Genomic DNA, 25,429 nt, shown 5'->3' on the forward strand with positions numbered 1-25,429 from the left:
CTCCTACGGCGACACGGCGGCCGGCGCGGGGCCGACCAGCTCCGTCAGTACGTCCTCCATGGTCACGAACCCGAGGACGGCCCCCTTCTCCCCGGTCACGGCGGCCAGATGGCTGCCGTCGGCGCGCAGGGCGGTGAGGGTGTCGTCCAGCGGGGTGTCGATGCGGACCCGGGTGACCGGGTGCAGGGCGGTGCGCGGGAAGGGGCGGTCGCGGTCGGCGTTGCCGAGGGTGTCCTTGATGTGGAGGTAGCCGAGGAGCGTGCCCTGCGGGCCGGTGACCGGGAAGCGGGAGTAACCCGCCTCGGCGGCCACCCGCTCAAGGCGCGCCGGGGTGACCGAGGCGTCGACGGTGCGCATCCGCTGGACCGGTACGAGGATCTCGCCGACCGGGCGGGTGCCCAGCTCCAGGGCGTCCCGCAGCCGTTCGCCGTCGGCGGGCGAGAGCAGTCCGGCCTCGCTCGCGTCGAGGACCATCCGGGCCAGCTGGTCGTCAGTGAAGACCGACTCCACCTCGTCCTTCGGCTCGACCCGCAGCAGCTTCAGCAGGGTGTTGGCGAAGGCGTTGATGCCGAACACGACCGGCCGCAGCACCCGGGTGAGCGCCACCAGCGGCGGGCCGAGCACCAGCGCGGTCGCCACGGGGGCCGCCAGCGCGATGTTCTTCGGGACCATCTCGCCGATCAGCATGTGCAGATAGGTGGCCAGCGCCAGCGCGATCACGAACGCGATCGGATGCACCAGGCCGTCCGGAATGTGGGCCGCCTCGAAGCCGGGCTCCAGCAGATGGGCGATGGCCGGTTCGGCGACCGCGCCGAGCACCAGGGAGGAGACGGTGATGCCGAGCTGGGCGGTCGCCATCATCGCGGAGAGGTGCTCCAGGCCCCACAGGGTCATCCGGGCCCGCTTGTCGCCCTCCTTCGCGCGCGGCTCGATCTGGCTGCGGCGCACGGAGATCAGGGCGAACTCGCCGCCCACGAAGAACGCGTTGGTCAGCAGCGTCAGGGCGCCGATGAGAAGCTGCACGGCGGTCATCGGGACTCCTCCCCCACCTGGACCGGCACCTGGGCCGGTGCGGTGATGCGGACACGGTCGGCGCGGTGGTGCTCGACGTCGAGGACGTCCAGCAGCCAGCCGTCGAGCGCGACGACGTCGCCCTTGACGGGGATACGGGCCAGTCGGGTGGCGACGAGGCCCGCGACGGTCTCGTACGGGCCGTCCGGGGCGTCGAGTCCTATCGCCTCCAGCTCGTCCAGCCGGACGGAGCCTTCCGCCTCCCAGGCGCCGACGCCGACGGGTTGCAGGTCCGGCGCCTCGACGGGGTCGTGCTCGTCACGGACCTCGCCGACGACCTCCTCGACGATGTCCTCCACCGTCGCGACGCCCGCCGTACCGCCGTACTCGTCGATGACCACGGCCATGGTGCGGGTCGCGCGCAGCCGCTCCAGGAGCCGGTCCGCGGGCAGGCTGTCCGGCACCAGCAGGGGCTCGGTGGCCAGGTCGGTGACCGGGGTGACGGACCGCTTCTCCGGTTCCAGGGCCAGTACGTCACGGATGTGGACGCTGCCGATCACCTCGTCGAGGCTGTCGCGGTAGACCGGGAAGCGGGACAGGCCGGTGGCGTACGTCAGGTTGGCCGCGTCGGCGGCCGTGGCGTGTGCCTCCAGGGCCTGGACGTCGACACGCGGGGTCATCACGTTCTGCGCGGTCAGCTCGCCCAGGTGCAGGGTGCGCACGAACAGTTCGGCGGAGTCCGCCTCCAGGGCGCCCTCGGCCGCCGAGTGCTCGGCGAGCGCGACGAGCTCCTCGGGGCCGCGGGCGGAGGCCAGTTCCTCGGCGGGCTCCAGGCCGAGACGTCGTACGACCCGGTTCGCGGTGTTGTTGAGATGGCCGATGAACGGGCCGAACGCGGCCGTGAAGCCGCGCTGCGGTCCGGCCACCACCTTCGCGACCGCCAGCGGCCGGGAGATCGCCCAGTTCTTCGGCACCAGCTCGCCGATCACCATCAGCACGACCGTGGACAGCGCCACGCCGAGGATGGTCGCCACCGTGGGGGCGGCCCCGCCCAGGCCGAGGGCCTCCAGCGGGCCCCGCAGCAGCGCGGCCAGCGACGGCTCGGCGAGCATGCCGATCACCAGTGAGGTGACGGTGATGCCGAGCTGGGCGCCGGAGAGCTGGACGGTCAGCCGGCGTACGGCCTTCAGGGCGCCCTCGGCGCCGCGCTCGCCCGCCTCGGTGGCGCGCTCCAGCTCACCGCGCTCGACGGTGGTCAGGGAGAACTCGGCCGCGACGAACACGGCGCAGGCCAGTGTGAGCAGGAGGGCCAGCAGGAGCAGCAGGATCTCGGTCACCGCGCCACCCCCGTTGCCTCGACGAGCGGTCGGGAGTCGGCGCGGTCGGTACTGGGAGGCTCACCCATCGCGGGCTCGGTCTCCTTCTCTTCTCGGTGAATCGGGGGCATGGACGCATCCCCATGGTAAAGGACACGCAAAGCACGCTGGTCAAGTGCACAACGCTCGGGACTTCCCCGTTGTTCCACCGATCGGTGGTTTACCTCGCCCGGAGTCGGCAAGGCGGACAGGATGCCGCCCTCCGCCACCACAGCCGTAACTCCAGTAAGAGACGTAACCCGCCCCACAGGTTCCAGAACAACGGCGGCCGAACAACCGCGACAGCGGGACGCGTTCTTCGACAACGCCAAGTACCTGGCGATCGTGCTGGTGGCGATGGGGCACGCCTGGGAGCCGCTGCGCTCGGACAGCCGTGCGGTGACCGCGCTCTACATGGTCGTGTACGCCTTCCACATGCCGGCGTTCATCGTGATCTCGGGCTACTTCTCGCGGAACTTCGACGCGAGCCCGGCGAAGATCAGACGTCTGGTCACCGGTGTCGTGGTCCCCTACGTCGTCTTCGAGACGGCGTACACCTACTTCACCCGCTGGTCCGACGGCGAACCCGACCGTGCGATCAGTCTGCTGGACCCGCTGTATCTGACCTGGTTCCTGGCGGCACTGTTCATCTGGCGGCTGACCACGCCGATCTGGCGGGCGGTGCGGTGGCCGATGCCGATCGCGCTCGCCGTCGCGGCGCTGGCCACGCTCACGCCGTCCATCGGCAAGGACCTCGACCTCCAGCGCACGCTTCAGTTCCTGCCGTACTTCGTGCTCGGCCTGTGTCTGCGGCCCGCGCACTTCAGTCTGGTCCGGCAGTGGCGGGTACGGCTCGCGGCGGTGCCGGTCATGGCGGCCACGCTCGTGTTCGCGTACTGGGCGGCGCCGCGCATGGACTACGCCTGGTTCTTCCACAAGGACGCCGCCGCGGACTTCGCCGTACCCGACTGGTACGGGCCCCTCATGACCCTGGCCCTGTTCGGCTGTTCGCTGGTCCTGGTCGGCTGCTTCCTCTCCTGGGTGCCGGGGCGCCGGATGTGGTTCACCGCGCTGGGCGCGGGCACGCTCTACGGCTATCTGCTGCACGGGTTCGTCATCCAGGCCGCCAACCACTGGCACTGGTCCCACGTCGAGTGGTTCCACCAGCCGCTCGGCAAGGTCGCCGTCTCCGTCGTCGCCGCCGCGGTGGTGACGGTGTTGTGCACGGCGCCGGTGCGGCGGGCGTTCCGGTGTGTGATGGAGCCGCGGATGAACTGGGCTTTCCGCAGGGAGGCCTGACCTCGGTTCGAACGGGCACTCGTATGTCACCAACGACTGAGGGGTGGCAGACCGCTCATGGAGATTTCCGGCGTCATCAGCGCCATCGTCATCGGCATCGTGATCGGTGTCCTCGGCCGGCTCGTCGTCCCGGGCCGGCAGCGCATCGGCGTCCTGTGGACGATCGTGATCGGCATCGTCGCCGCGTTCATCGGAACCGGCATCGCCTCCGGCCTGGACGTGGCCGACACCAAGGGTGTCGACTGGGTCGAGTGGCTCATCCAGATCGCCCTCGCCGCCCTCGGCGTGGTCGCGATCAGCAAGGTCAAACTGCGTCGGTGAGGGGTGACGGCGGGCCAGTGCGCCAGGTCACATTCCGAGCGAGAACAAGGTCACAGGCCTGCGCTCTGCTGGAACTTCAGTGATCTGCCCTAGCATCCGAGCATGACGGTCCTGCCTGACGACGGGCTCGCGCTGGCCGCCGAGTTCCCTGACACGACACACGAACAATGGCAACACCTCGTAGCCGGGGTGCTGCGCAAGTCGGGCAAGGAGGTCTCGGACACGGCGGCGGAGGATGCTCTGGCCACCGTGCTCGAGGACGGGCTCGGCGCCCGCCCCCTGTACACCGCGCGCGACGCCGCACCCGACCCCGGCCTCCCCGGCTTCGCCCCGTTCGTCCGCGGCGGCCGGGCCGCGGGCAACACGGTCGGCGGCTGGGACGTGCGCCAGCGGCACGCGACGGCCGACGGCCAGGCGGTCCTGACCGACCTGGAGAACGGCGTCACCTCGGTGTGGCTGCCGCTCGGCGAGGGCAGCGGCATCCAGGTCTCCGAACTGAGCCGGGTCCTCGACGGCGTCTATCTCGACCTCGCGCCCGTCGTCCTCGACGCGGGCGCCGAGACCGAGGCCGCCGCACTCGAACTCTTCAAGGTGTACGAGGAGCGCGGCGTCGCCCCCGACGCCGTGCGCGGCAACCTCGGCGCCGACCCGCTGGGCTTCGAGGCCCGCACCGGGCGGTCGTACGACCTCGCACCCGTGCTGAAGCTCGTCGGGCGCCACCCCGGACTGCGCGCCCTGACCGTGGACGCGCTGCCGTACCACGAGGCCGGCGGTTCGGCCGCGCAGGAGCTGGGCGCCTCACTGGCGACCGGCGTCGCCTATCTGCGCACGCTCACCGAGGCCGGGCTCAGTGCCGAACAGGCCTGCGACCAGCTGGAGTTCCGCTACGCGGCGACCGCCGACCAGTTCCTGACCATCGCCAAGCTGCGCGCCGCGCGCCGGCTGTGGGCGCGGGTCGCGGAGGTGTGCGGGGTGCCGAAGGCGGGCGCCCAGGTGCAGCACGCGGTCACCTCGCCGGTGATGATGACGCGCCGCGACCCGTGGGTGAACATGCTGCGGGCCACGATCGCCACGCTGGCCGCCGGTGCCGGTGGCGCCGACGCGGTGACGGTGCTCCCCTTCGACCAGGAGCTGGGGCTGCCGGACGCGTTCGCCCGCCGTATCGCCCGCAACACCTCCACGGTCCTCATCGAGGAGTCCCACCTCGCCCGGGTGATCGACCCGGCGGGCGGCTCCTGGTACGTGGAGCGGCTGACCGACGAACTCGCCCACGCGGGCTGGGAGTTCTTCCGCACGATCGAGCGGGACGGCGGTCAGGCGGCCGTCCTGCGCTCGGGCCGGCTGCGCACCGACCTGGCGACTACCTGGGCGGAGCGCTCCAAGAAGCTCGCCAAGCGACGTGAACCGATCACCGGCGTCAGCGAGTTCCCGCATCTGGCCGAGAAGCCGGTCGTGCGCGAGCCCGCGCCCGAGCCGCTGACCGGCGGACTGCCCCGGGTGCGCCGCGACGAGGCCTACGAGGAGCTCCGCGCCCGCTCCGACGCCCACCTGGCCGCCACCGGCAGCCGGCCCCGCGTCTTCCTTGCCGCGCTCGGCCCGGCCGCCGCCCACACCGCACGGCTGACGTTCGCCGCGAACCTCTTCCAGGCGGGCGGCATCGAGGCCGTCACCGAGGGCACCTTCGCGGACAGCGGTGCCACCGAGGTGTGCCTGTGCTCCAGTGACGCGCTGTACGCGGAGCAGGCCGAGGACACCGCCCGGGAGCTGCGCGCGGCGGGTGCCACGCATGTCTCCCTCGCCGGCCGCCCGGCGGAGTACGCGGGCGTGGACTCCTATGTCTTCGCCGGCTGCGACGCCGTCTCCGTACTGACCGACGCTCTCGACCGCTTGGGGGTCTCCCGATGACCGTCCCCGACTTCTCCGGGATCGAACTCGGAACCCCGGCCGCCACCGGCACCGCCGACGACTGGCAGGCGGCCGTCAAGAACGCCGGTGACGGCGACGACCTGCTCTGGGAGACGCCCGAGGGCATCCCGGTCAAGCCGCTCTACACCGGGCAGGACCTGGAGGGCCTGGACTTCCTGGACACGCGTCCGGGCGTCGCGCCGTATCTGCGCGGCCCGTACCCGACGATGTACGTCAACCAGCCCTGGACGATCCGCCAGTACGCGGGTTTCTCCACGGCCGAGGAGTCCAACGCCTTCTACCGCCGCAATCTCGCGGCCGGACAGAAGGGGTTGTCGATCGCCTTCGACCTGCCCACGCACCGGGGTTACGACAGTGACCACCCGCGCGTGACGGGTGATGTCGGCATGGCGGGCGTGGCCATCGACTCGATCTACGACATGCGTCAGCTCTTCGACGGCATCCCGCTGGACAGGATGACCGTGTCGATGACGATGAACGGCGCCGTGCTGCCGGTGCTCGCGCTGTACATCGTCGCCGCCGAGGAACAGGGCGTACCGCCCGAGAAGTTGGCCGGGACCATCCAGAACGACATCCTCAAGGAGTTCATGGTCCGCAACACCTACATCTATCCGCCGTCGCCGTCGATGCGGATCATCTCCGACATCTTCGCGTACACCTCGCAGCGGATGCCGCGGTACAACTCCATCTCGATCTCCGGCTATCACATCCAGGAGGCGGGTGCGACGGCCGACCTGGAGCTGGCGTACACCCTCGCGGACGGTGTGGAGTACATCCGCGCGGGGCGTGAAGCGGGCCTGGACGTCGACGCGTTCGCGCCCCGGCTGTCGTTCTTCTGGGCGATCGGCATGAACTTCTTCATGGAGGTCGCCAAGCTGCGCGCGGCCCGCCTGCTGTGGGCGAAGCTGGTCAGGCAGTTCGAGCCGAAGAACACCAAGTCCCTTTCCCTGCGCACCCATTCGCAGACCTCGGGCTGGTCACTGACCGCGCAGGACGTCTTCAACAACGTGACGCGCACGTGCGTGGAGGCGATGGCGGCCACGCAGGGCCACACGCAGTCGCTGCACACCAACGCCCTCGACGAGGCGCTCGCGCTGCCCACCGACTTCTCCGCGCGCATCGCCCGCAACACCCAGCTGCTCCTCCAGCAGGAGTCGGGCACCACCCGGGTCATCGACCCGTGGGGCGGCAGCGCGTACGTGGAGAAGCTGACCTACGACCTCGCGCGCAAGGCCTGGCAGCACATCCAGGAGGTCGAGGCGGCCGGCGGCATGGCCAAGGCCATCGACGCCGGCATCCCGAAGCTGCGCATCGAGGAGGCCGCGGCCCGCACCCAGGCCCGCATCGACTCCGGCCGCCAGCCGGTGATCGGCGTGAACAAGTACCGGGTGGAGAACGACGAGGCGATCGACGTCCTCAAGGTCGACAACTCCTCCGTGCGCGCCCAGCAGATCGAGAAGCTGCGCCGGCTGCGCGCCGAGCGTGACGAGCGGGCCTGCCAGGACGCCCTCGACGCGCTGACCCGCGCGGCGGGCGGTGAGGGCAACCTGCTGGAGCTGGCCGTGCACGCGGCCCGCGCGAAGGCGACGGTCGGTGAGATCTCCGACGCCCTGGAGAAGGTGTACGGCCGGCACGCGAGCCAGATCCGTACGATCTCCGGCGTGTACCGCAACGAAGCAGGGGAGTCCCCGTCCGTGGACCGCACCCGCGCCCTGGTCGATGCCTTCGAGGAGGCGGAGGGCCGGCGCCCGCGCATCCTGGTCGCCAAGATGGGCCAGGACGGCCATGACCGCGGTCAGAAGGTCATCGCGACCGCCTTCGCCGACCTGGGCTTCGACGTCGACGTCGGCCCGCTGTTCCAGACCCCGGCCGAGGTGGCCCGGCAGGCCGTCGAGGCGGACGTGCACATCGTCGGGGTGTCGTCCCTTGCGGCCGGTCATCTCACCCTCGTACCGGCGCTGAAGGAGGCGCTGGCCGAGGAGGGGCGCGACGACATCATGATCGTCGTCGGCGGGGTGATCCCGCCGCAGGACGTGCCGACCCTCCTTGAGATGGGCGCCGCGGCCGTGTTCCCGCCCGGGACGGTGATCCCGGACGCGGCCCACGACCTGGTGAAGCGACTGTCGTCGGACCTCGGGCACGCCCTGTGATCGATGTCGACGCGTATGTGAAGGGCGTGCTCGACGGGAAGCGGGCGATCATCGCGCGCGCCATCACGCTCGTCGAGTCCACCCGACCCCAACACCGGGTACTGGCACAGGAGTTGCTCACCGAGCTGCTCCCGCACAGCGGCCGGTCGCGGCGGATCGGGATCAGCGGGGTGCCCGGCGTCGGCAAGTCCACCTTCATCGACGCGTTCGGCACCCTGCTGACTGGCCTCGGCCATCGGGTCGCGGTCCTCGCGGTGGACCCGTCCTCCACCCGGACCGGCGGCTCGATCCTCGGCGACAAGACCCGTATGGAGCGCCTGGCCGTCGACCCGGCGGCCTTCGTGCGCCCCTCCCCCACCGCGGGCACGCTGGGCGGCGTGGCCAAGGCGACCCGTGAGTCGATCGTCGTGATGGAGGCCGCGGGCTACGACGTGATCCTGGTGGAGACCGTCGGCGTCGGCCAGTCGGAGACCACGGTCGCCAACATGGTCGACACCTTCCTGCTGCTGACCCTGGCCCGTACCGGTGACCAGCTCCAGGGCATCAAGAAGGGCGTCCTGGAGCTCGCCGACGTGATCGCCGTGAACAAGGCGGACGGCCCGCACGAGCGCGACGCGCAAGCAGCCGCACGCGAGTTGGCCGGCGCGCTGCGCCTCATGCACGGCAAGGACGCCTTCTGGGCGCCGCCGGTGCTCAGTTGCAGCGCCCGTGAGTCGACCGGCCTCGACACGGTCTGGGAGCGGATCGAACAGCACCGCACCCTGCTGGACTCCACCGGCCGCCTCACCGCGAAGCGGCGCGACCAGCAGATCGCCTGGACCTGGAGCATGGTCCGCGACGAGCTCCTGGACCGGCTGAACGCCGACCCGGCGGTGCGCGCCGTCGCTCCCGGCCTCGAACAGCGGGTCAGGGAGGGCGAGTTGACGGCCACCCTGGCCGCCGAGCGGATCCTGAAGGCCTTCGGGAGCCGTACGCCCACAGAGGACTGAGGGCCCAGCCCTCTGGCCTGCGCCAGAATGGTCGTACGAAACCCCGTACGAACCGGAGAGACCCACTCATGACCAGCGCGAACCCCGAGCGGAAGCAGCGTGCCAACGGGGTGGAGTCCCGGCGCCGGATTCTCGACGCGGCCGTGGAGATCGCGGGTGAGCGCGGCTACGAGGGCACGTCCATCGCGGCCGTGCGGGAGAAGTGCGGGCTGCCGGCGAGCTCGATCTACTGGCACTTCAAGGACAAGGACGACCTGATCGCGGCGGTCATCGAGCGCAGCTTCGAGACCTGGCTGGCGGCCGTGGAGCTGCCCGGGGAGGACGCGGGCACGCCGCTGGAGCGGGTCACCGCCATGGCGGCGAACGTGGCGAAGTCCCTGATCGACGCGCCGGACTTCCTGCGGCTCGGCCTGATGCTCGCCCTGGAAAGGCGGCCCGCCGAGCCGCGCGGGCGGACGGTGTTCCTCCAGGTCAGGGACATCTCCCGGCAGCGGATCGCGGACGTCGTCCGCACGGTGTTCCCCCAGCTCGCCGAAGGGGACGTGCAGACCCTCACGACGTACGCGATCGCCGGCGCCGACGGGCTGTTCGTGCACCGGGAGATCCATGGCGAGTCCGTGGACCTGGTGGCGATGTTCGAGCTGCACGCGCGGCTGGTGTTCGACGCGGCGGCGCGTATGGCGGCCGCCGCGCGATGACGGCGTCCGGTCTCAGTCGTCGGGGACGCCGGCGCCGCTGAGGGCGGGCACCGTGTCCTCACGGCGGGCCAGGGAGAGGCCGCCGCGGCGGAACTGCTCCAGCTTGTCGACGATCGTCCGGCCGACCGGGGTGTGGCCCCAGACGCTGATGCCCTGGTGGGTGGCGGGCTGCCAGGTCGCCTCGTCGACGACGAGGGGGTTCCAGCCGACCTCCCACTCGAAGCCCGAGGGGGTGCGGGCGTAGTAGGAGAGCTCCTTGTCGTTGGTGTGCTGCCCCACCGACAGGGCCATGTCGAAGCCGAGTTCGCCCACGCGGTCGTAGCTGCGCGCCAGGTCGTCCAGGCTCTCGGCCTGGATGTTGAGGTGCTGGACGCGAGTGCGGACCGGGTCGATGGGCAGGCCGCGGACGGCGGCGATGGCGATGGAGTGGTGACGCTCGTTGACGCGCAGGAAACGGATCTTGAGCTTGACGCCGCTGATGGTCTCGTCGATGTAGTCGGTGAGCCGGGCGTCGAAGACGGTGTCGAAGTAGCCGCGCAGCCGGGCCGGTCTGGCGGAGGTGATCGCGACATGGCCCATGCCGGAGTCGCCGGTGACCCAGCCGGAGGAGAGCATGCGCAGCGGCTCGGACGAGACGACCGGGGTGGTGTAGATCTCCTGGGTGATGCCCTTGGGGCCGGGGAAGCGCAGAAGGCGTTCGACGCCGCGCAGGGCGGCCTCCTCGGCGGAACCCTCGGTACAGGGGACGCCGTGGGCGCGTACCCGGGCCTCGATCCGTTCGAAGGAGGCGTGGTCGTCGATATGCCAGCCGGTGGCGACGACGTCCTCGGCGGGGCCGCGCCGGAGCAGGAAGCGGCACTCCTGGTCGTCGAGGCGGAAGCGCATGACGTCACGTGAGAGGGCGTCGTGGTGCATGCCGATGGCGTCGGTGCCGAAGCGGCGCCAGTCGGTGAAGCGGTCGGTCTCGATGACGAGGTAGCCGAGGTGGACGGCTCCGAACACGGACTCGGTGCTCATCGGCGGCCTGCCAGGAAGTCGGCGCAGAGACGGTTGAAGAGGTCGGCGCGTTCCCACTGCACCCAGTGCCCGGTGTTGGCGACCAGGTAGAGGTCGCCGTTGGGCAGCCGGTCGGCCAGCATCCGGCCGCCGGAGGGCCGGTTGACCCGGTCGGCGGCACCCCACAGGACGAGGGTCGGCACCGGCAGCCGGGACAGCCGCCTGTCGCGCGTGAAGTCCGTCTTCCACAGCGCCTTGAGCGACTTCGGCCGCCGCAGCGGCGGGGCCGCCACGACCTCGGGGTCGAGGCTGTCCCGGTAGCGGGCGTCGATGACGCCGTCGGGGACGTCGGCCGCGTTGAAGACGAGGTACTGACGGATGAACTTCTCCAGCTTCAGCCGTGAAGGGCCCTCCCCGCCGTAGTAGTTGAGCAGGGAGTTGAGGCCGGGCGTGGGCAGCGCGCGGGTGGTGCCGATGCCGCCGGGGCCCATGAGGACCATGCGGTCGACCCGGTCGGGGGTGTCCAGGGCGAGCCGCAGGGCGCAGGCACCGCCGTAGGAGTTGCCGACGAAGTGCGCCTTGTCCAGGCCCAGTTGGTCCAGTACGCCGCGGATGCCGGTGGCGAGGGCGCCGAACGGGTCGGTGCGGTCGATGCCCTTGCTGCTGCGGCCGTAACCGGGCAGGTCGGGGACGACGACCCGGTACTCCTTGGCCAACTCGGCGATGTTGCGGGAGTAGTTGGAGACGCCGGAGGCGCCGGGACCGCCGCCGTGCAGCAGGAGGACGGGCGGGGCGTCGGCCGGTCCGGCCGCGGCGACGAAGATCTGCCGGCCGCCGACGTCGAGGAGGGACTCCTCAAGGGGCGGGAGGGCGGTATGTGTGCTCATCGGGTCCTCGTGATCGGGCGGGCGAGGGGGTTCCTGTTGGTGAGGGGGTGCCTGTTGGTGACGGGGTGCGTGTTCATCGGGTGCTCGCGATCGGGCCGGTGAGGGGGTGCCTGTTGGTGAGGGGGTGCCTGTTGGTGACGGGGTGCGTGTTCATCGGGTGCTCGCGATCGGGCCGGTGAGGGGGTGCGTGTTCATCGGGTCCTCGCGGCCGGGCGGGTGACGGGGGTGAACCCGGCGGGCGGGTGACGGGGGTGAACCCGGCGGGCGGGGGCGGGAGGCGGTCCCCGGCGGCCGCCGCGCCGTAGACGTAGGCGTCGGGGCGCAGGGCGACGGCTGCCGCGCGGTGCGCGGTCAGCCAGGGCAGCAGGACGCCGTCACTGTCGACGACCGCGCCCTCGGCCGGACGCGCGCCCACCGGCAGGACGGCCAGCGACGGAACGCCGAGGCGGTCCCAGGCCGGCTGCGGGGTCGGCCGCCCGAGGTGCACCAGCAGCCACCGGCCGCCTAGGGCGTCGTCCAGGCGTACGCGCTCCCCGTCGGCGCCGGTCACCCAGGGCTGCGGGATCTGATGCCCCGTGGCCTTGGTGCGGGGGCGGGCCTGGAGACCGTCGGCGTAGTGGGCGACCGGTATCCAGTTGGAGTCGGTCAGCCAGTCGCTCAGGCGCTGGACCCGGTTCAGGAGCGGGAGGACGGTGTCGCGGACGCGGGTGACCGGGCGGCGCCGTTCGGTGATGATGCGCCCGACGAGGACGGCCCGTCGGGTGACCTCCCTGACATGGGGTTTGCGCTCGGTCTCGTAGCTGTCGAGCACCGACTCGGGCAGCTCGCCGCGGAGCACCGCGTCCAGCTTCCAGCACAGGTTCGCCACGTCCCGTACGCCGGCGGCCATGCCCTGTCCGATCCACGGCGGCATCGCGTGGGCCGCGTCGCCGGCGAGGAAGACCCGGCCGACGCGGAAGCGGGCGGCGAAGCGGACGTGGTGGCTGTAGACGGTGGCGCGCAGGATCCTGATCTGGTCCCGGCCGATGCCGTACTTGGCGACCATCGCGTGGATGGCGTCGTCGGTGGTCAGGCGCTGCTCGTCGTCCCCGGGGAGGATCGGGAACTCCCAGCGGTGGTGGCCCAGCGGGGTCGGGCAGTCGACGGCGGGCCGCTCCGGGTCGCAGCGGAAGCGGAGCCGGTCGTGGTCGGGCCAGGGCTTGAGCATCTCGGTGTCGACGACGACCCAGCGGTCCTCGTACGTCCGCCCCTCGTAGCCGACGTTGAGCTGGGCGCGGGTCAGGCTGGAGCCGCCGTCGGCCGCGATGACGTACCGCGCGCGCAGGCGTCGTACGGAGTCGTCGTCGCTGGACACCACGGTGAGCTCCACGCCGTCCGCCTCCTGGCGCAGGCGCAGACACTCGTGGCGCAGCCGCACCTCCACGTTCGGGTAGCGCTCGACGCCCTCGCGCAGGACCTGCTCCAGCGCGGGCTGGTAGAGGAACATCTGTGGCGGATGGCCGTGGCCGCGCGGGGTCGGGCAGGCGCTGAGGAAGGCCCGGCCGCGGGCGTCGACGAAGTCGAGCGGGCGCTCGGCCAGCATGTCCCGCTTGAGCCGGTCGGCGAGGCCGGCGCGCTGCCAGATCCGTACGACCTCCTCGTCCGTGGAGATGGCCCGGGCGCGGGAGTAGACCTCGGAGTCCCGTTCCAGGACGACGACCCTGAGACCCGCCGCACCCAGCAGGTTCGCGGCGGTGACGCCGGTCGGCCCGTAGCCGATCACCGCCACGTCGTACGTGCTGTCACTGTCTTCGCTCACCCGGACCACCTCGTTGCTGTAACGCTTATTCCAATTGGAATGCTCGCTACGGTAAGGTGGTGGTCGAAGACGGTCAAGAGGCCGCGGCGCAGGAGGGACACCTTCATGACCAGGCGCGTCAAGCGGGCGAACGGCGTGGAGTCGCGGGAGCGGATCCTCGACGCGGCCGTGGAGATCGCGGGCGAGCGCGGCTACGAGGGCACGTCCATCGCGGCCGTCAGCGCCAAGTGCGGGCTGCCCGCCAGCTCGATCTACTGGCACTTCGAGCACAAGGACGACCTGATCGCGGCGGTCATCGAGCGCAGCTTCGAGGCCTGGCTGGCGGCCGTGCGGCTGCCGGACGAGACGACGGGGACGCCGCTGGAGCGGGTGCTGGTCATGGCCCGGAACGTGGCGGAGTCGTTGCTGGCCGCGCCGGACTTTCTGCGGCTCGGTCTGATGCTCGCCCTGGAACGGCGGCCCGCCGAGCCGCGCGGGCGGACGGTGTTCCTCCAGGTCCGTGAGACCGCCCGGCGGCGGATCGCCGACGACGTCCGCGGCCTTTTCCCGGACCTCGACGAGGCCGCCGTGCAGACCCTGACCACCTACACGGTGGCCGGTGCCGACGGTCTGTTCGTGCACCGGGAGATCAACGGCGGTGCCGTCGACCTGCGGACGATGTTCGAGCTGCACGCGCGGCTCGTGTTCGACGCGGCGGCCCGGCTGGCGGCGCGCCCCGGTGAAGCCCTTCCGACTCCCCTGAGCCCCCTCAGAAAGCGATCCGCATGACTGCCGACTCACCCCGCCGTATCGACGTCCACCACCATCTGATCCCGCCCTTCTACCGCGACCTGCTCACCAAGGCGGGCATCGCCGAGGCCGGTGGCCGTGCCCTGCCGGACTGGAGTGCGGAGGCGGCGCTGGAGCAGCTGGACCTGCTGGGCACCGACACCGCCGTCGTGTCCGTCTCCACCCCCGGCGCCGGCTTCCTCACCGACCCGGCCGAGGCCGCCGACCTCGCCCGCCGGCTCAACGAGTACGCGGCCGGCCTTCCCGAGCGGTTCGGCTGGTTCGCCACCGTCCCGATGCCGGACGCCGCCGCCTCGGCCGCGGAGGCCGTGCGTGCCCTGGACGAACTGGGCGCCGACGGGGTGACCCTCCTGGCCAACAACCGGGGCACCTATCTGGGCGCGCCCGGCCAGGACGCCCTGTGGCGGGCGCTCAACGACCGGGGCGCCGTCGTCTTCGTGCACCCGGCCGACCTTCCGGCACCCGCCGTCGAGGGGATCCCGCCGTTCGCCGCGGACTTCCTCCTGGACACCACGCGGGCCGCCTTCCTCCTCGTCCGCAACGGCGTCGTCCGTACCTACCCGGACATCCGGTTCATCCTCAGCCACGCGGGCGGCTTCGTGCCGTACGCCTCCCATCGCATGGCCGTCACCATCGCGGGCGAGACCGGGCGCAGCCCGCTGGACGTCCTGGACGACTTCCGCTCCTTCTACTTCGACACCGCGCTGTCCTCCAGCCCGGCCGCCCTGCCCACGCTGCTCGCCTTCGCCCGCCCCGGACATGTCCTGTTCGGCAGCGACTGGCCCTTCGCCCCGTCGATCGCGGGCCAGTACTTCGCGACCGCCCTGGACACCGAGCTCGCCCCCACCACCCTGGCCGCCATCAACCGCACCAACGCCCTACCCCTCTTCCCCCGCCTGGGCGGCACACCCGCACCGGCGCCGTCGCGGAACCTACGCCGGTCCGCGCAACGCGCTGGCGCGCGCTTCTTCTTCCGGCTGGTGAATCCCGGGACGAAGTGAGAGACAGTCCGATGGGCACGTCGATGGACCGGGGGCCGGTGAGTCGACGCGCCCGTGGGCCGGCGGGGCGGTGGGCCGGCCGGGCGGTGGGCCGGCCGGGCGGTGGGTCGGCCGGGCGGTGGGTCGGTGGGTCGACGCGCCCGTGGGCTGGCAGGCCGGTGGGGCGACGGACCGGCGGGTTGGCGGACCTGTGGGTCGGTCGGCCAGTGGGCTTGCCGGGGCCGGTCGGCCGACGGACCGGCGGGTTGGCGCGTTGATGAGCTGCCGGAACTGCGGGCTGACGAGCCGGCGACTGCCGGCACGGCCGGCCGGCGGCACCGCCAGCCGGGTGGCACGGCCGGCCGGCGGCACGGTCGGCTGGCGGGCTCGATGGCCTGAGGGGCGCCGCGCAGGCAGTCGTATTCTCAGCTCGTCCGCCGCCGCGCGCAGCACCCGCACCATCGCGGTTGTGTCCGCCATGGTCGGCAGAAGGCCGGGCTCACGAGTCGGCGGGCGGCGAACTGACGCCCAGCCGGGCTGACGCGGCAGCCGGCCGGCGGCACGGTCGGCTGGCGGGCTCGATGGCCTGAGGGGCGCCGCGCAGGCAGTCGTATTCCCAGTTCGTCCGCCGCCGCGCGCAGCGCCCGCACCATCGCGGTCATGTCCGTCATGGTGCGGCAGAAGGCCGGGCTCACGAGTCGGCGGGCGGCGAACTGACGCCCAGCCGGGCTGACGCGACAGCCGGCTGGCGGGACGGCCAGCAGCGCGGACGGCCAGTTCGCCGGGCCCAGGGTCACCGCCCCGGCAGCCGTACCCCCAGCTCGTCCGCCGCCGCGCGCAGCACCGGCACCAGCGCGGTCATGTCCGTCATGGTGCGGCGGAAGGCCGGGGCGGCGGTGGAGAGGGCGGCGAAGAGTGTGCCGTCCGGGCGGAGGATGGGGACGGCGACGGCGCGGAGGCCCGCGTGGTGTTCCTCGTCGGCCGTGGCGTAACCGCGTCCGGCCGCGCGGGCGACCTCCTCGCGCAGGACGTCGCGGTCGGTGATGCTCCGGGGGCCGTGCGGGGTGAGTTCGACGCGGTCGAGGAGGTCCTCGCGGACGTCGTCGGGCGCGAAGGCCATGAGGACCTTGCCCATCGAGGTGCAGTGCAGCGGGCCGTGGCGGCCGGGGTCACTGCGGACGCCGACCGGCAGGGGGCCGTCCACGTAGTGCACGTACAGATGGCGGGTGCCGTCGAGGACGGACATCAGCGTGGCTTCCTCGGTCTGCCGCGTCACCCGCTGCATCACGGGCAGCGCGGTGCCGGCGAATCCGTAGACCTGGCCCGCCTGCTGGCCGAGCTGGAACAACCGGAGCCCGGGCTTGTAGCGCTTGCCCGCGGTCTCGAACTCCACCAGGCCCTCCCGGCACAGGGAGTTGACCAGCCGGTGCACGGTGCTGACGGCGACGCCGCTGGCCCGGGACAGCTCGGACAGCGTGATGCCGTGCGGATGCTCGCCGACCAGGACGAGCAGCCGGATCGCCCGGCCCACGACATCGGCCGGCACATCGGAGGGCATCCCGGTCGGCCCCTCACTGGTGGCACTCATACCTCGCAGATTACCATTGAGTGGATATGTTTTCCACTGAATGGAAAAACAGCGAATGAGTCACCCTCTCTTCGACGTCACCGGCAAGGTGGCCCTGGTCACCGGTTCGAGCCGTGGCATCGGCCGGGCCCTGGCCACGGGACTGCTGGAGGCCGGCTGCACCGTCGTCCTCAACGGCCGTGACCCCGTCGCCCTGGAGGCCGCCCGCAAGGAACTCGCCGAGACGTTCGGCGACCGGGTCCGCACCGAGACCTTCGACGTCACCGACTCCGCCGCGGTCGCGGACGCCGTCGCCCGCGTCGAGGACCGCGCCGGACCGATCGACATCCTGGTCAACAACACCGGCGCCCAACGCCGCGCCCCCTTCCTCGACTTCACCGACGAGGACTGGCACGGCCTGCTGGACACCAACCTCACCAGCGCCTTCCTCGTCGGCCGCGAGGTCGCCCGGCGCATGGTGCCGCGCGGCCACGGCAAGATCGTCAACATCTGCTCGCTGCAGAGCGAGGCGGTCCGCCCCGGTATCGCGCCCTACTCCGCCACCAAGGGCGGCCTGAAGATGCTCACCAAGGGCATGTGCGCCGACCTCGGCCCGCACGGCATCCAGGTCAACGGCATCGGCCCCGGCTACTTCGACACCGAGCTGACCTCCGCCCTGGTCGCCGACGAGGAGTTCAGCGCCTGGGTCCGCGGCCGCACCCCCGCCGGCCGCTGGGGCAAGGTCGAGGACCTCGTCGGCGCCCTGCTCTTCCTCTCCTCCCCCGCCTCCGACTTCGTCAACGGACAGCTCGTGTACGTCGACGGCGGCATGCTCTCCGTCCTGTAACCCCGAAGGGAACCCTCATGCACGCCTGTGTCGTCCACGGAGCCGGTGATCTCCGGGTCGAGGAACGGCCGTACGACGGTCCCGGCGCCGGCGAGATCGCGGTCGCCGTCGCCCTCGGCGGGATCTGCGGCAGCGACCTGCACTACTACCAGCAGGGCCGGGTGGGGGACTTCGCCCTGCGCGAGCCCATGGTGCTGGGCCACGAGGTGGTCGGCCGGGTCGCCGCCCTCGGCCCCGGCACCGACGGCCCGCCGCCCGGTACGCCCGTCGCGGTCCACCCCGCCACACCCTGCGGCAGCTGCGCCGAGTGCACCGGCGGTCGGCGCAACATCTGCGCCCGCACCCGCTACCTCGGCAGCGCCGCCCATTCCCCGCACGTCCAGGGCGGGTTCGCCGAGACGATCACCGTGCCCGCCGAACAGATCCGCGCACTGCCGCCGGGCCTCGACCTGCGGCGGGCCGTCCTCGCCGAGCCGCTGTCGGTGGCGCTGCACGCCGTCAACCGGGCGGGCGAGGTGCGCGGCAGACGGGTCCTCGTGACCGGCGCCGGGCCGATCGGCTGCCTGGTGGTGGCCGCGTTGCGGCACCGCGGCGCCGCCGAGGTGGTCGTCAGCGACCTCTTCGACGAGCCGCTGCGCATCGCGACCGCCGTCGGCGCCACGGCGACAGCACGGGCGGACCGGCCCGAAGACCCGGCCTGGGCAGGCGACTTCGACCTCGCGATCGAGGCGTCCGGCGCCCCGGCGGGACTGCGGACCTGCGTCGAGCGCGTCCACCGCGGCGGCGTCGTCGTCCTGCTCGGGCTGCTCCCGCCGGGCGAGATCGGCCTGTTGGGCAATGTCGCGGTCACCCGTGAACTCGAACTGCGGGGCGCCTTCCGCTTCGACACCGAGTTCGACGAGGCGCTCGCCCTGCTGGCCGAGGGCCTGCCCGTGGACCCGGTGGTCACGCACACCTTCCCACTGGCGGACTCCGTCACCGCGTTCGCCACCGCCCAGGACCGGAGGGCCGCGTCCAAGGTGCTGCTGGACCTGTCGGGGTCCTGACCGGCCGAACATCCGCTCACAGCCGAGCAGTTGTGGCGGGTACGTTCGATCGCATGCGCATACGGACGATGGTCATAGGCGGCGGAATCGGCGGTACGGCGACGGCGTTGGCCCTGCACAAGGCGGGCACCGACGTCGTCGTGCACGAGGCGCATCCCGACTCGGCCGAGGACCTGGGCGCGTTCCTCACCCTGGCGAGCAACGGCATGCGGGCCCTGGCCCAGTTGGACGCCGGTGCCGCCGTCCGCGCGGTCGGGTTCCCGCTGCGCTCGATGCGGGTGCTCGACGCGACGGGCGACGAGCTGGCGCGGGTGCCGCTGGGCGAGGCCGACGATCCGCTGCTGCGGTTCCGGTGCGTACGCCGCGGCGACCTCAACGCGGCGCTCCAGACGGAGGCGGTGCGCCGGGGCATCGACGTCCGGCACGGGGCGCGGCTGACCTCCGTCGAGGAGGGCCCGGGCGGCGTCACCGCCCGCTTCTCGGACGGGGGCAGTACGACGGCCGACCTCCTCGTCGGCGCCGACGGCCTCCACTCCACGGTTCGGGAGACGATCGCCCCGGGCGTGCGCCCGCGCTACGCCGGGCAGCGCGTGTTCTACGGCTACACCGGCGCCGCCCGCCCGTCCGGCGCCGCCGAGCAGATCACGATGGTGCGCGGCAGCCGGGCCGCGTTCGGATACGCGGTGTCGCCCGACGGGGAGACGTACTGGTTCGCGCGCGTGGCGGACGTACCGCCGAAGGCGCCCGGCGGGTGGCGCGAGCCGCTGGTGGAGCTGCTGCGCGAGGACGCCGGCCCGGCCGCGGACATCGTCGCCGCCACCCAGGACGACGTCCTCGTCACCGACGCCGCCGAGATCCCCGCCGGCACGCCCTGGCGCTCCGCCCGCACCCTGCTCGTCGGCGACGCGGCCCACGCGGCGTCCCCCGCGACCGGCCAGGGGGCGTCGATGGCGCTGGAGGACGCCGTCGTGCTCGCCAAGTCGCTGCGGGACACCCCGGATCTCGACGCCGCGCTCACCCGCTACGAGGCGCTCCGCCGCCCGCGCGTGGAGCACAACATCGCGGTCAGCGGCGCCCTCTCCCGCGGCGACCGCCCCACCGGGGCGCCCCGCCCGGGCGAGGACGATCTCGTACGACTGCTGGACTGGAACAGCGAGTTGGCGGCCTGATCCCCGGCGTCGCTCAGATCCAGCCGTCCAGGGACTTCATGAACCCGTCGAAGTCGTCCCGGTGGATGGTGTGGCCCGCCCCGGCGACCGTGCGCACCTCGAAACCGCTCGCCCGCAGCCGCGTCACGTCCGCCGCCCCCACCAGGAAGCTGGGCTCGGCGAGTTGGACCAGGGACGGCACGGCCGGGCGGTCGGGGACGAAGCCGGTGAGCGGGCGGCCGTCGAGGAAGTACGAGGTGTCCGCGTCCCAGTCGGCCAGCGTGGCCACCTCGACGTCCACGTCCGCGGGGTCCCAACGCGGGTTCGACCGGGCTATGTGCTCCCGTGTGACGTTCTTGCCGGACGCGAACGTCTCGGGGTCCAGAGGCTGTTCGGGGTCGGGTGAGGACCAGGCCGGGTCGGAGTAGACGGCCCGCAGCGGGCGCAGCCGCTCCACGGCGAGGGAGAGGGCGAGTCCGCCGAGGGAGTGGCCGATGATCACGTCGGCGCCGGGCGGCAGGGTGTCCACGAGGTCGTCGGCGAAGTCCCGCGGGGTGTACTCGCCGCGCGGCGAACGGCCGTGGCCGCGCAGGTCGACCGCGAGCACCCGGTAGCCGCGCTCGGCGAGGGCCGGTCCGACGCGGCGCCAGGTGCGGGAGTCGGACATGATGCCGTGGACGAGCAGGGCCGTCCGGTCGCCGGTGCCCCATTCACGGGTGTGGAGTTGCACGGAATGCCTTTCGCTCCGGTGTGCGTGTGTGAGTGTGCCGCAGTCAGTGTGCGGGTTCCTTCCCCGCGGGGACATGCCGGCCGCTGTCGTGGATGAGCTCGCCGAGCGCGGCCCTGTCGTGACGCGCGGCCCGGCTCACCCGGACGGGCCCTCCCTGCGGGCAGGCCGGGCGGGGGCTTCTTAGCGTGGCGGTATGTACCGGCCGGCGGTGACGAGGTGACCATGCGCGAGTCCTCCGACACGCCGCTCTGCAAAGGGCAGTTCGCCGGTTCCGACGAAGGGCTGACGTGCACCGCACGGGCCCGTTTCGAGATCGGCCGGTACGTCGACTTCCCGCTGCCGGTGTGCCCGGAACATCTCGGGCCGTCCCTGCTACGGGCGCGCAACGTGCTGTGGCCGCCGGTGATCAGACTGATCGGCTGACCGTCCCCGTCGGACACCGACGAGGCCGACGAACGCACCGACTCCCCACCGTCGCGCGCTCAGCGCCGGGCGCGACGGAGTTCCGGGCGGGGCGGGCTGATGAACTGGAGGGTGAGGGTGGCCGGGGGTTCGGCCAGGCCGGGGCCGCCGGCCGCCACCCAGTCCAGTACGTCGTCCGTGCAGGCGTCGTCGCCGGACCAGCCGATCCAGGTCGCCCGCCCGCCGCGGCGCCGCCCCTCGCCGGAGGGCTGTACGACGAGGACGTTCGCCTGGTCGCAGGGGCCGAGACAGTCGGTCGTACGGACCGCGAGCCGGCCGCCGGACTCCGCGGCGGCGGCCCGCAACCGGTCCAGCTGCCACTCGTGGTCGACACCGGGGTGCTTGCGCGCGTCACCGCAGCAGCAGCCCCGGCACAGGACGAGGGTGCACGGCCGGGCGCCGGCGGCCCCGAACACGGCCCGGCTCTTCGGCACGCTCACTTCAGTCCCCTCCCGACAACACCATCGATCTTGAAGATCGTACGTGCACCACGTATGACGAAACCGTTGACGGGAACATGCCCCATCCCTATCTTCTGACCGGAATCACGAACTACGTTCGAAATTACGGACAGGGACGGTCGCGTATGCCTCGGACTCACCTCGGGAAGCACCGCGGAGCACTGCTCGCCTGCGTGCTCGGCCTGCTGCTCGCGCTCGTGGCGGTGACCCAGCCGGCCCAGGCCGCGGAGGGCCGCCCGTACACCAACCCGCTCAAGTCCTCCAAGGGCGCCGACCCCTGGCTGGAGTACTACGACGGCAACTACTACCTGATCACCACGACGTTCACCGGCATCCTCGGCATCCGGAAGTCGCCGACGCTGGCGGGCCTGGCCACCGCACCCAACGTGCAGGTGTGGTCGGACACCACCTCGACCCGCAACACCAACATCTGGGCGCCGGAGATGCACTTCTTCGACGGCCACTGGTACGTCTACTACTCCGCCGGACAGAGCGGGGTGGCCTGCTGCGACTCGCAGCGCACGCATGTACTGGAGAGCGCCGGGACCGACCCGATGGGCCCGTACACCTACAAGAACACGCTCACCGGGTCCAACCTCAGCCCGAACGGCTGGCTGATCGACGCGAGCGTGCTGGAGCACGGCGGCAGCCTGTACCTCGTCGGCAGCGGCTTCATCAACGGCAGTACGCAGAGCCTTGTCATCGCGCCAATGAGCAATCCGTACACGCTGGCCGGCAGCACCTTCACCATCATCTCCAGCCCGACGGCGAGTTGGGAGACCTCCGGCTCCCCCGTCAACGAGGGCCCCGAGCCGCTCTACCACAACGGCCGCACGTTCCTGACCTTCTCGGCGAGCTCCTGCCAGACGGCCGACTACAAACTCGGCATGCTGGAGCTGACCGGCTCCGATCCGCTCAACGCGTCGTCGTGGACGAAGAGTTCGTCACCGGTGTTCCAGCGCAGTGACGCGGCCGGCGTGTACGGCCCCGGCCACAACGGCTTCTTCAGCTCCCCCGACGGCACCGAGAACTGGATCGTCTACCACGCCAACTCGTCGTCCTCCGGCGGCTGCGGCAACGGACGGACCACCCGCGCCCAGAAGTTCACCTGGAACGCCGACGGCACCCCGAACTTCGGCACCCCCGTCGCCCTCGGCACCTCCCTGCCCGGTCCGTCCGGCGAGAGCGCGGCGACCCCGACGTCGTACACCCTCGTCAACCGCAACAGCGGCAAGTGCCTCGACGTGAACGGCGGCGGCACCGCCGACGGCACCGACATCTTCCAGTGGACCTGCAACGGCGGGACCAACCAGAAGTGGCGGATCGAGGACCTCGCCGACGACACCAACCGGCTGGTGAACGTGGCGGCCGGCAAGGTCGCCGACATCGCCGACTGTTCCGGCTCGGACGGCGCCGACATCCGCCAGTGGTCCTGGCTCAACAACAAGTGCCAGCGCTTCCGGCTGGTGTTCACCGCCACCGGCGACTACGTCCGGATCGTCAACGAGTCCACCGGCAAGGTCGCCGACGTCGCCGACTGCGGCACCGCGAACGGCTCCGACGTCCGGCAGTGGACCTGGCTGAACAACAACTGCCAGCAATGGCGCCTCGTTCCGACGACCTGACCTTCTCCCCCCGCTCCCCGTCTGATCGCGTATCTGGAGAACTCCCTTGAGACGCAACGCCGTTCGCCTGCTACTGGCTCTGCTGGTGGCGCTCACCGCGTGCCTGGGCACCGCCCCCGCCCAGGCCGCCGTACCCGACTCCCCCGCCGTGACCTACACCAACCCGATCGCCGAGAAGCGGGCCGACCCGCACATCTTCAAACACACCGACGGCTACTACTACTTCACCGCGACCGTCCCCGAGTACGACCGCATCGTGCTGCGCCGGGCCACCACCATCCAGGGCCTCAGCACGGCCTCCGAGGTCACCATCTGGACCAAGCACAGCAGCGGTGTGATGGGCGCGCACATCTGGGCGCCGGAGATCCACTACATCGACGGCAAGTGGTACGTGTACTTCGCCGCCGGCTCGACCAGTGACGTGTGGGCGATCCGCATGTACGTCCTGGAGGGCACCGGCGCCAACCCGCTGACCGCGACCTGGACCGAGAAGGGCCAGATCACCACCACCTGGGAGAGCTTCTCGCTGGACGCGACGACCTTCGTCGTCAACGGTGTGCGGTATCTGGCGTGGGCGCAGCGCAACCCGTCGGAGAACAACAACACCAGCCTGTTCCTCGCGAAGATGGCCAACCCCTGGACCATCACCGGGACTCCGGTCGAGCTCTCGCAGCCGACGCTGTCGTGGGAGACGGTCGGCTACAAGGTCAACGAGGGCCCGGCGGTGATCCAGCACGGCGGCAAGGTCTTCATGACGTACTCGGCCTCGGCCACCGACGCCAACTACTGCCTGGGGATGCTGACCGCGTCGGCGACGGCCGATCTGACCAACGCGGCGTCCTGGACGAAGAGTTCGACCCCGGTGTTCCAGACGAGCGCCGCGACCTCGCAGTACGGCCCGGGCCACAACTCCTTCACCACCTCCGAGGACGGCAAGTCGGACATCCTCGTCTACCACGACCGCAGCTACAAGGACATCAGCGGCGACCCGCTGAACGACCCCAACCGTCGCACCCGGGTGCAGAAGGTCTACTGGAAGGCGGACGGCACCCCGGACTTCGGCATCCCGGTCGCCGACGGTGTCACCCCGCGGCGCTTCTCGTCGTACAACTTCGCGGACCGGTTCATCCGCCACTGGGAGTACCGGGCGAAGATCGAGGCGAACGTCTCGCCGCTCGCGGACTCACAGTTCCGGGTGGTCACCGGTCTCGCGGGCACCGGCACGGTCTCGCTGGAGTCGGCGAACTTCCCGGGCTACTACCTGCGGCACAAGAACTTCGAGGTGTGGGTGGAGAAGAACGACGGCACGTCCGCCTTCGCCTCCGACGCGAGCTTCTACCAGCGGTCCGGGCTGGCCGACTCGGCGGGAGCCTCGTACGAGTCGTACAACTACGCGGGCCGGTACATCCGGCACTACGACTACCTGCTCTACGTGCAGACGCCCGCCACGGCGACGGACCGGGGGGACGCCACGTTCTACGCGCAATAACCAGCCCGAAGGCATGACCGAATAGACTATAAACCGCGAGTATAATCGCTGTGTATAGTCCGGACATGCCATCTCTCACCCACCAGATGCACAAAACGGGGAACAGGTTCCAAGCGGCGCTGATGTCGGCGGCGGCAGCGTGTCTCGCGCTGTCGCTGACCGGCTGCGCGAAGGTCGACACGACCGCGCCCAGCGCCGCCCGGGCCGAGGCCGCGACGGCCACCGCCCAGGCCCGCTTCGGGACCGTCGACTGCCGTCACACCAAGTGCATCGCGCTCACCTTCGACGCCGGACCGAGCGAGCACTCCGCGAAGCTCCTCGACATCCTCAAGGAGAAGCAGGTCCCGGCGACCTTCTTCCTCCTCGGCAAGCGACACATCGAGAAGTACCCGGAGCTCGTCAAGCGCATGGCGGACGAGGGCCACGAGGTGGCCAGCCACACCTGGGACCACAAGATCCTGACCCGGCTGAAGCCGGACGAGATACGTGAGGAGCTGGAGCGCCCGAACCGGGAGATAGAGCGCCTCACCGGGAAGCGCCCCACCCTCATGCGCCCGCCGCAGGGCCGCACCGACACCGCCGTCCACGACATCTGCGAGGAACTGGGCATGTCGGAGGTGCTCTGGACGGTCACCGCCAAGGACTACACGACGACCGACTCGGCCCTGATCCAGGAACGCGTCCTCGCCCAGGCCTCCCGCGACGGGATCATCCTGCTGCACGACCTCTACGACGGGACGGTCCCGGCCGTGCCCGGGATCATCGACGCGCTCAAGGCGCGCGGGTATGTGTTCGTGACCGTGCCGCAGTTGCTGGCGCCCGGGAAGGCGGAGCCGGGGAAGGTGTACCGCTGAC

At 71.5% G+C, this 25,429-nt stretch carries 23 protein-coding genes; 15 read left to right on the top strand and 8 right to left on the bottom strand.

All coding sequences use genetic code 11. From position 1 onward, the window contains the following. Positions 1-3: 3 nt before the first annotated feature. Both OG885_RS10590 and OG885_RS10595 read right to left on the bottom strand, forming a co-directional pair. Positions 4-1,032: a hemolysin family protein gene (locus OG885_RS10590; RefSeq protein WP_405729552.1), complete on the bottom strand. Its 1,029-nt coding sequence runs from the start codon at positions 1,030-1,032 to the stop codon at positions 4-6. Continuing rightward, positions 1,029-2,348 (bottom strand): hemolysin family protein, encoded by a 1,320-nt coding sequence (locus tag OG885_RS10595; protein ID WP_405729555.1) that lies wholly within the window; start codon positions 2,346-2,348, stop codon positions 1,029-1,031. Before OG885_RS10595 ends, OG885_RS10590 begins: the two co-directional genes overlap by 4 nt. 231 nt (positions 2,349-2,579) lie before the next feature. Here OG885_RS10595 and OG885_RS10600 point away from each other — a divergent pair, with 231 nt between their 5' ends. The 6 genes from OG885_RS10600 to OG885_RS10625 all read left to right on the top strand — a co-directional run bounded on the left by OG885_RS10600 (position 2,580) and on the right by OG885_RS10625 (position 9,749). Next, on the top strand, positions 2,580-3,665 hold the full coding sequence (locus OG885_RS10600; protein ID WP_405729558.1) for an acyltransferase family protein: 1,086 nt from the start codon (positions 2,580-2,582) through the stop codon (positions 3,663-3,665). 57 nt (positions 3,666-3,722) lie between these two features. Next, complete coding sequence (locus OG885_RS10605; protein WP_399951321.1) at positions 3,723-3,986, top strand: GlsB/YeaQ/YmgE family stress response membrane protein; 264 nt, start codon at positions 3,723-3,725, stop codon at positions 3,984-3,986. Between the two features lie 102 nt (positions 3,987-4,088). After that, positions 4,089-5,891 (top strand): methylmalonyl-CoA mutase family protein, encoded by a 1,803-nt coding sequence (locus OG885_RS10610; protein WP_405729562.1) that lies wholly within the window; start codon positions 4,089-4,091, stop codon positions 5,889-5,891. Further along, the gene (gene scpA, locus OG885_RS10615; RefSeq protein ID WP_405729565.1) at positions 5,888-8,062 is read left to right on the top strand and encodes a methylmalonyl-CoA mutase; all 2,175 of its coding nucleotides are present in this window, start codon (positions 5,888-5,890) and stop codon (positions 8,060-8,062) included. Before OG885_RS10610 ends, scpA begins: the two co-directional genes overlap by 4 nt. After that, a complete protein-coding gene (meaB, locus tag OG885_RS10620; protein ID WP_405729568.1) occupies positions 8,059-9,051 on the top strand; it encodes a methylmalonyl Co-A mutase-associated GTPase MeaB in 993 nt (330 codons plus the stop codon). The genes scpA and meaB overlap by 4 nt, the downstream gene beginning before the upstream one ends. A 68-nt stretch (positions 9,052-9,119) precedes the next feature. Then, positions 9,120-9,749 (top strand): TetR/AcrR family transcriptional regulator, encoded by a 630-nt coding sequence (locus tag OG885_RS10625; RefSeq protein ID WP_405729571.1) that lies wholly within the window; start codon positions 9,120-9,122, stop codon positions 9,747-9,749. Positions 9,750-9,761: 12 nt separating this feature from the next. On the opposite strand, the gene OG885_RS10630 is transcribed toward OG885_RS10625, so the two are convergent. The 3 genes from OG885_RS10630 to OG885_RS10640 all read right to left on the bottom strand — a co-directional run bounded on the left by OG885_RS10630 (position 9,762) and on the right by OG885_RS10640 (position 13,430). Beyond that, a complete protein-coding gene (locus OG885_RS10630; protein WP_405729574.1) occupies positions 9,762-10,766 on the bottom strand; it encodes a VOC family protein in 1,005 nt (334 codons plus the stop codon). Further along, entirely contained in the window at positions 10,763-11,632 is an 870-nt protein-coding gene (locus tag OG885_RS10635) for an alpha/beta fold hydrolase (RefSeq protein WP_405729577.1), read from the bottom strand. The genes OG885_RS10630 and OG885_RS10635 overlap by 4 nt, the downstream gene beginning before the upstream one ends. Before the next feature lie 73 nt (positions 11,633-11,705). Then, positions 11,706-13,430, bottom strand: coding sequence for a bifunctional 3-(3-hydroxy-phenyl)propionate/3-hydroxycinnamic acid hydroxylase (locus tag OG885_RS10640; RefSeq protein ID WP_405729580.1), 1,725 nt, complete (start codon positions 13,428-13,430; stop codon positions 11,706-11,708). A 105-nt stretch (positions 13,431-13,535) separates the two neighbouring features. Here OG885_RS10640 and OG885_RS10645 point away from each other — a divergent pair, with 105 nt between their 5' ends. After that, positions 13,536-14,198: a TetR/AcrR family transcriptional regulator gene (locus OG885_RS10645; RefSeq protein ID WP_405729583.1), complete on the top strand. Its 663-nt coding sequence runs from the start codon at positions 13,536-13,538 to the stop codon at positions 14,196-14,198. Then, positions 14,195-15,220 (top strand): amidohydrolase family protein, encoded by a 1,026-nt coding sequence (locus tag OG885_RS10650; RefSeq protein WP_405729586.1) that lies wholly within the window; start codon positions 14,195-14,197, stop codon positions 15,218-15,220. Before OG885_RS10645 ends, OG885_RS10650 begins: the two co-directional genes overlap by 4 nt. A gap of 772 nt (positions 15,221-15,992) precedes the next feature. Here OG885_RS10650 and OG885_RS10655 read toward each other — a convergent pair. Then, the gene (locus tag OG885_RS10655; RefSeq protein ID WP_405729589.1) at positions 15,993-16,787 is read right to left on the bottom strand and encodes an IclR family transcriptional regulator; all 795 of its coding nucleotides are present in this window, start codon (positions 16,785-16,787) and stop codon (positions 15,993-15,995) included. Between the two features lie 55 nt (positions 16,788-16,842). On the opposite strand from OG885_RS10655, the gene OG885_RS10660 reads away from it, so the two are divergent. Genes OG885_RS10660 through OG885_RS10670 form a run of 3 tightly spaced genes read left to right on the top strand, consistent with a single transcriptional unit; the run spans position 16,843 to position 19,828 of the window. Continuing rightward, entirely contained in the window at positions 16,843-17,613 is a 771-nt protein-coding gene (locus OG885_RS10660; protein ID WP_405729592.1) for an SDR family oxidoreductase, read from the top strand. 17 nt (positions 17,614-17,630) lie between these two features. After that, positions 17,631-18,659 carry an L-idonate 5-dehydrogenase gene (locus OG885_RS10665; RefSeq protein ID WP_405729595.1) on the top strand — a complete coding sequence of 343 codons (1,029 nt, stop codon included), beginning with the start codon at positions 17,631-17,633 and terminating at the stop codon, positions 18,657-18,659. A gap of 53 nt (positions 18,660-18,712) precedes the next feature. Beyond that, positions 18,713-19,828: an FAD-dependent monooxygenase gene (locus OG885_RS10670; RefSeq protein ID WP_405729598.1), complete on the top strand. Its 1,116-nt coding sequence runs from the start codon at positions 18,713-18,715 to the stop codon at positions 19,826-19,828. 13 nt (positions 19,829-19,841) lie between these two features. On the opposite strand, the gene OG885_RS10675 is transcribed toward OG885_RS10670, so the two are convergent. Next, positions 19,842-20,537, bottom strand: a complete 696-nt coding sequence (locus OG885_RS10675; protein WP_405729601.1) for an alpha/beta fold hydrolase — start codon at positions 20,535-20,537, stop codon at positions 19,842-19,844. A 222-nt stretch (positions 20,538-20,759) separates the two neighbouring features. Between OG885_RS10675 and OG885_RS10680 the strand changes: the two genes are divergently transcribed. Then, positions 20,760-20,960: a hypothetical protein gene (locus OG885_RS10680; protein WP_405729604.1), complete on the top strand. Its 201-nt coding sequence runs from the start codon at positions 20,760-20,762 to the stop codon at positions 20,958-20,960. Between the two features lie 59 nt (positions 20,961-21,019). Here the strand turns inward: OG885_RS10680 and OG885_RS10685 are convergent, their stop codons facing one another. Further along, complete coding sequence (locus OG885_RS10685; protein ID WP_405742680.1) at positions 21,020-21,433, bottom strand: (2Fe-2S) ferredoxin domain-containing protein; 414 nt, start codon at positions 21,431-21,433, stop codon at positions 21,020-21,022. Between the two features lie 152 nt (positions 21,434-21,585). On the opposite strand from OG885_RS10685, the gene OG885_RS10690 reads away from it, so the two are divergent. The 3 genes from OG885_RS10690 to OG885_RS10700 all read left to right on the top strand — a co-directional run bounded on the left by OG885_RS10690 (position 21,586) and on the right by OG885_RS10700 (position 25,428). Then, positions 21,586-23,085: a family 43 glycosylhydrolase gene (locus OG885_RS10690; protein WP_405729607.1), complete on the top strand. Its 1,500-nt coding sequence runs from the start codon at positions 21,586-21,588 to the stop codon at positions 23,083-23,085. Positions 23,086-23,131: 46 nt separating this feature from the next. Beyond that, a complete protein-coding gene (locus tag OG885_RS10695) occupies positions 23,132-24,574 on the top strand; it encodes a family 43 glycosylhydrolase (RefSeq protein ID WP_405729610.1) in 1,443 nt (480 codons plus the stop codon). 65 nt (positions 24,575-24,639) lie between these two features. Beyond that, positions 24,640-25,428, top strand: coding sequence for a polysaccharide deacetylase family protein (locus OG885_RS10700; protein WP_405729613.1), 789 nt, complete (start codon positions 24,640-24,642; stop codon positions 25,426-25,428). Position 25,429: the final 1 nt, after the last annotated feature.

Source organism: Streptomyces sp. NBC_00028, from assembly GCF_045041065.1.
In the GTDB taxonomy this organism is placed as follows: Bacteria; Actinomycetota; Actinomycetes; order Streptomycetales; family Streptomycetaceae; genus Streptomyces.

Excerpts from the sequence above, each read along its gene's own strand:
- OG885_RS10590 (WP_405729552.1), bottom strand. The coding sequence starts at position 1,032 with ATGACCGCCGTGCAGCTTCTCATCGGCGCCCTGACGCTGCTGACCAAC.
- OG885_RS10600 (WP_405729558.1), top strand. The coding sequence starts at position 2,580 with ATGCCGCCCTCCGCCACCACAGCCGTAACTCCAGTAAGAGACGTAACC.
- OG885_RS10605 (WP_399951321.1), top strand. The coding sequence starts at position 3,723 with ATGGAGATTTCCGGCGTCATCAGCGCCATCGTCATCGGCATCGTGATC.
- OG885_RS10610 (WP_405729562.1), top strand. The coding sequence starts at position 4,089 with ATGACGGTCCTGCCTGACGACGGGCTCGCGCTGGCCGCCGAGTTCCCT.
- scpA (WP_405729565.1), top strand. The coding sequence starts at position 5,888 with ATGACCGTCCCCGACTTCTCCGGGATCGAACTCGGAACCCCGGCCGCC.
- OG885_RS10625 (WP_405729571.1), top strand. The coding sequence starts at position 9,120 with ATGACCAGCGCGAACCCCGAGCGGAAGCAGCGTGCCAACGGGGTGGAG.
- OG885_RS10630 (WP_405729574.1), bottom strand. The coding sequence starts at position 10,766 with ATGAGCACCGAGTCCGTGTTCGGAGCCGTCCACCTCGGCTACCTCGTC.
- OG885_RS10635 (WP_405729577.1), bottom strand. The coding sequence starts at position 11,632 with ATGAGCACACATACCGCCCTCCCGCCCCTTGAGGAGTCCCTCCTCGAC.
- OG885_RS10645 (WP_405729583.1), top strand. The coding sequence starts at position 13,536 with ATGACCAGGCGCGTCAAGCGGGCGAACGGCGTGGAGTCGCGGGAGCGG.
- OG885_RS10650 (WP_405729586.1), top strand. The coding sequence starts at position 14,195 with ATGACTGCCGACTCACCCCGCCGTATCGACGTCCACCACCATCTGATC.
- OG885_RS10655 (WP_405729589.1), bottom strand. The coding sequence starts at position 16,787 with ATGAGTGCCACCAGTGAGGGGCCGACCGGGATGCCCTCCGATGTGCCG.
- OG885_RS10660 (WP_405729592.1), top strand. The coding sequence starts at position 16,843 with ATGAGTCACCCTCTCTTCGACGTCACCGGCAAGGTGGCCCTGGTCACC.
- OG885_RS10665 (WP_405729595.1), top strand. The coding sequence starts at position 17,631 with ATGCACGCCTGTGTCGTCCACGGAGCCGGTGATCTCCGGGTCGAGGAA.
- OG885_RS10670 (WP_405729598.1), top strand. The coding sequence starts at position 18,713 with ATGCGCATACGGACGATGGTCATAGGCGGCGGAATCGGCGGTACGGCG.
- OG885_RS10680 (WP_405729604.1), top strand. The coding sequence starts at position 20,760 with ATGCGCGAGTCCTCCGACACGCCGCTCTGCAAAGGGCAGTTCGCCGGT.
- OG885_RS10690 (WP_405729607.1), top strand. The coding sequence starts at position 21,586 with ATGCCTCGGACTCACCTCGGGAAGCACCGCGGAGCACTGCTCGCCTGC.
- OG885_RS10700 (WP_405729613.1), top strand. The coding sequence starts at position 24,640 with ATGCCATCTCTCACCCACCAGATGCACAAAACGGGGAACAGGTTCCAA.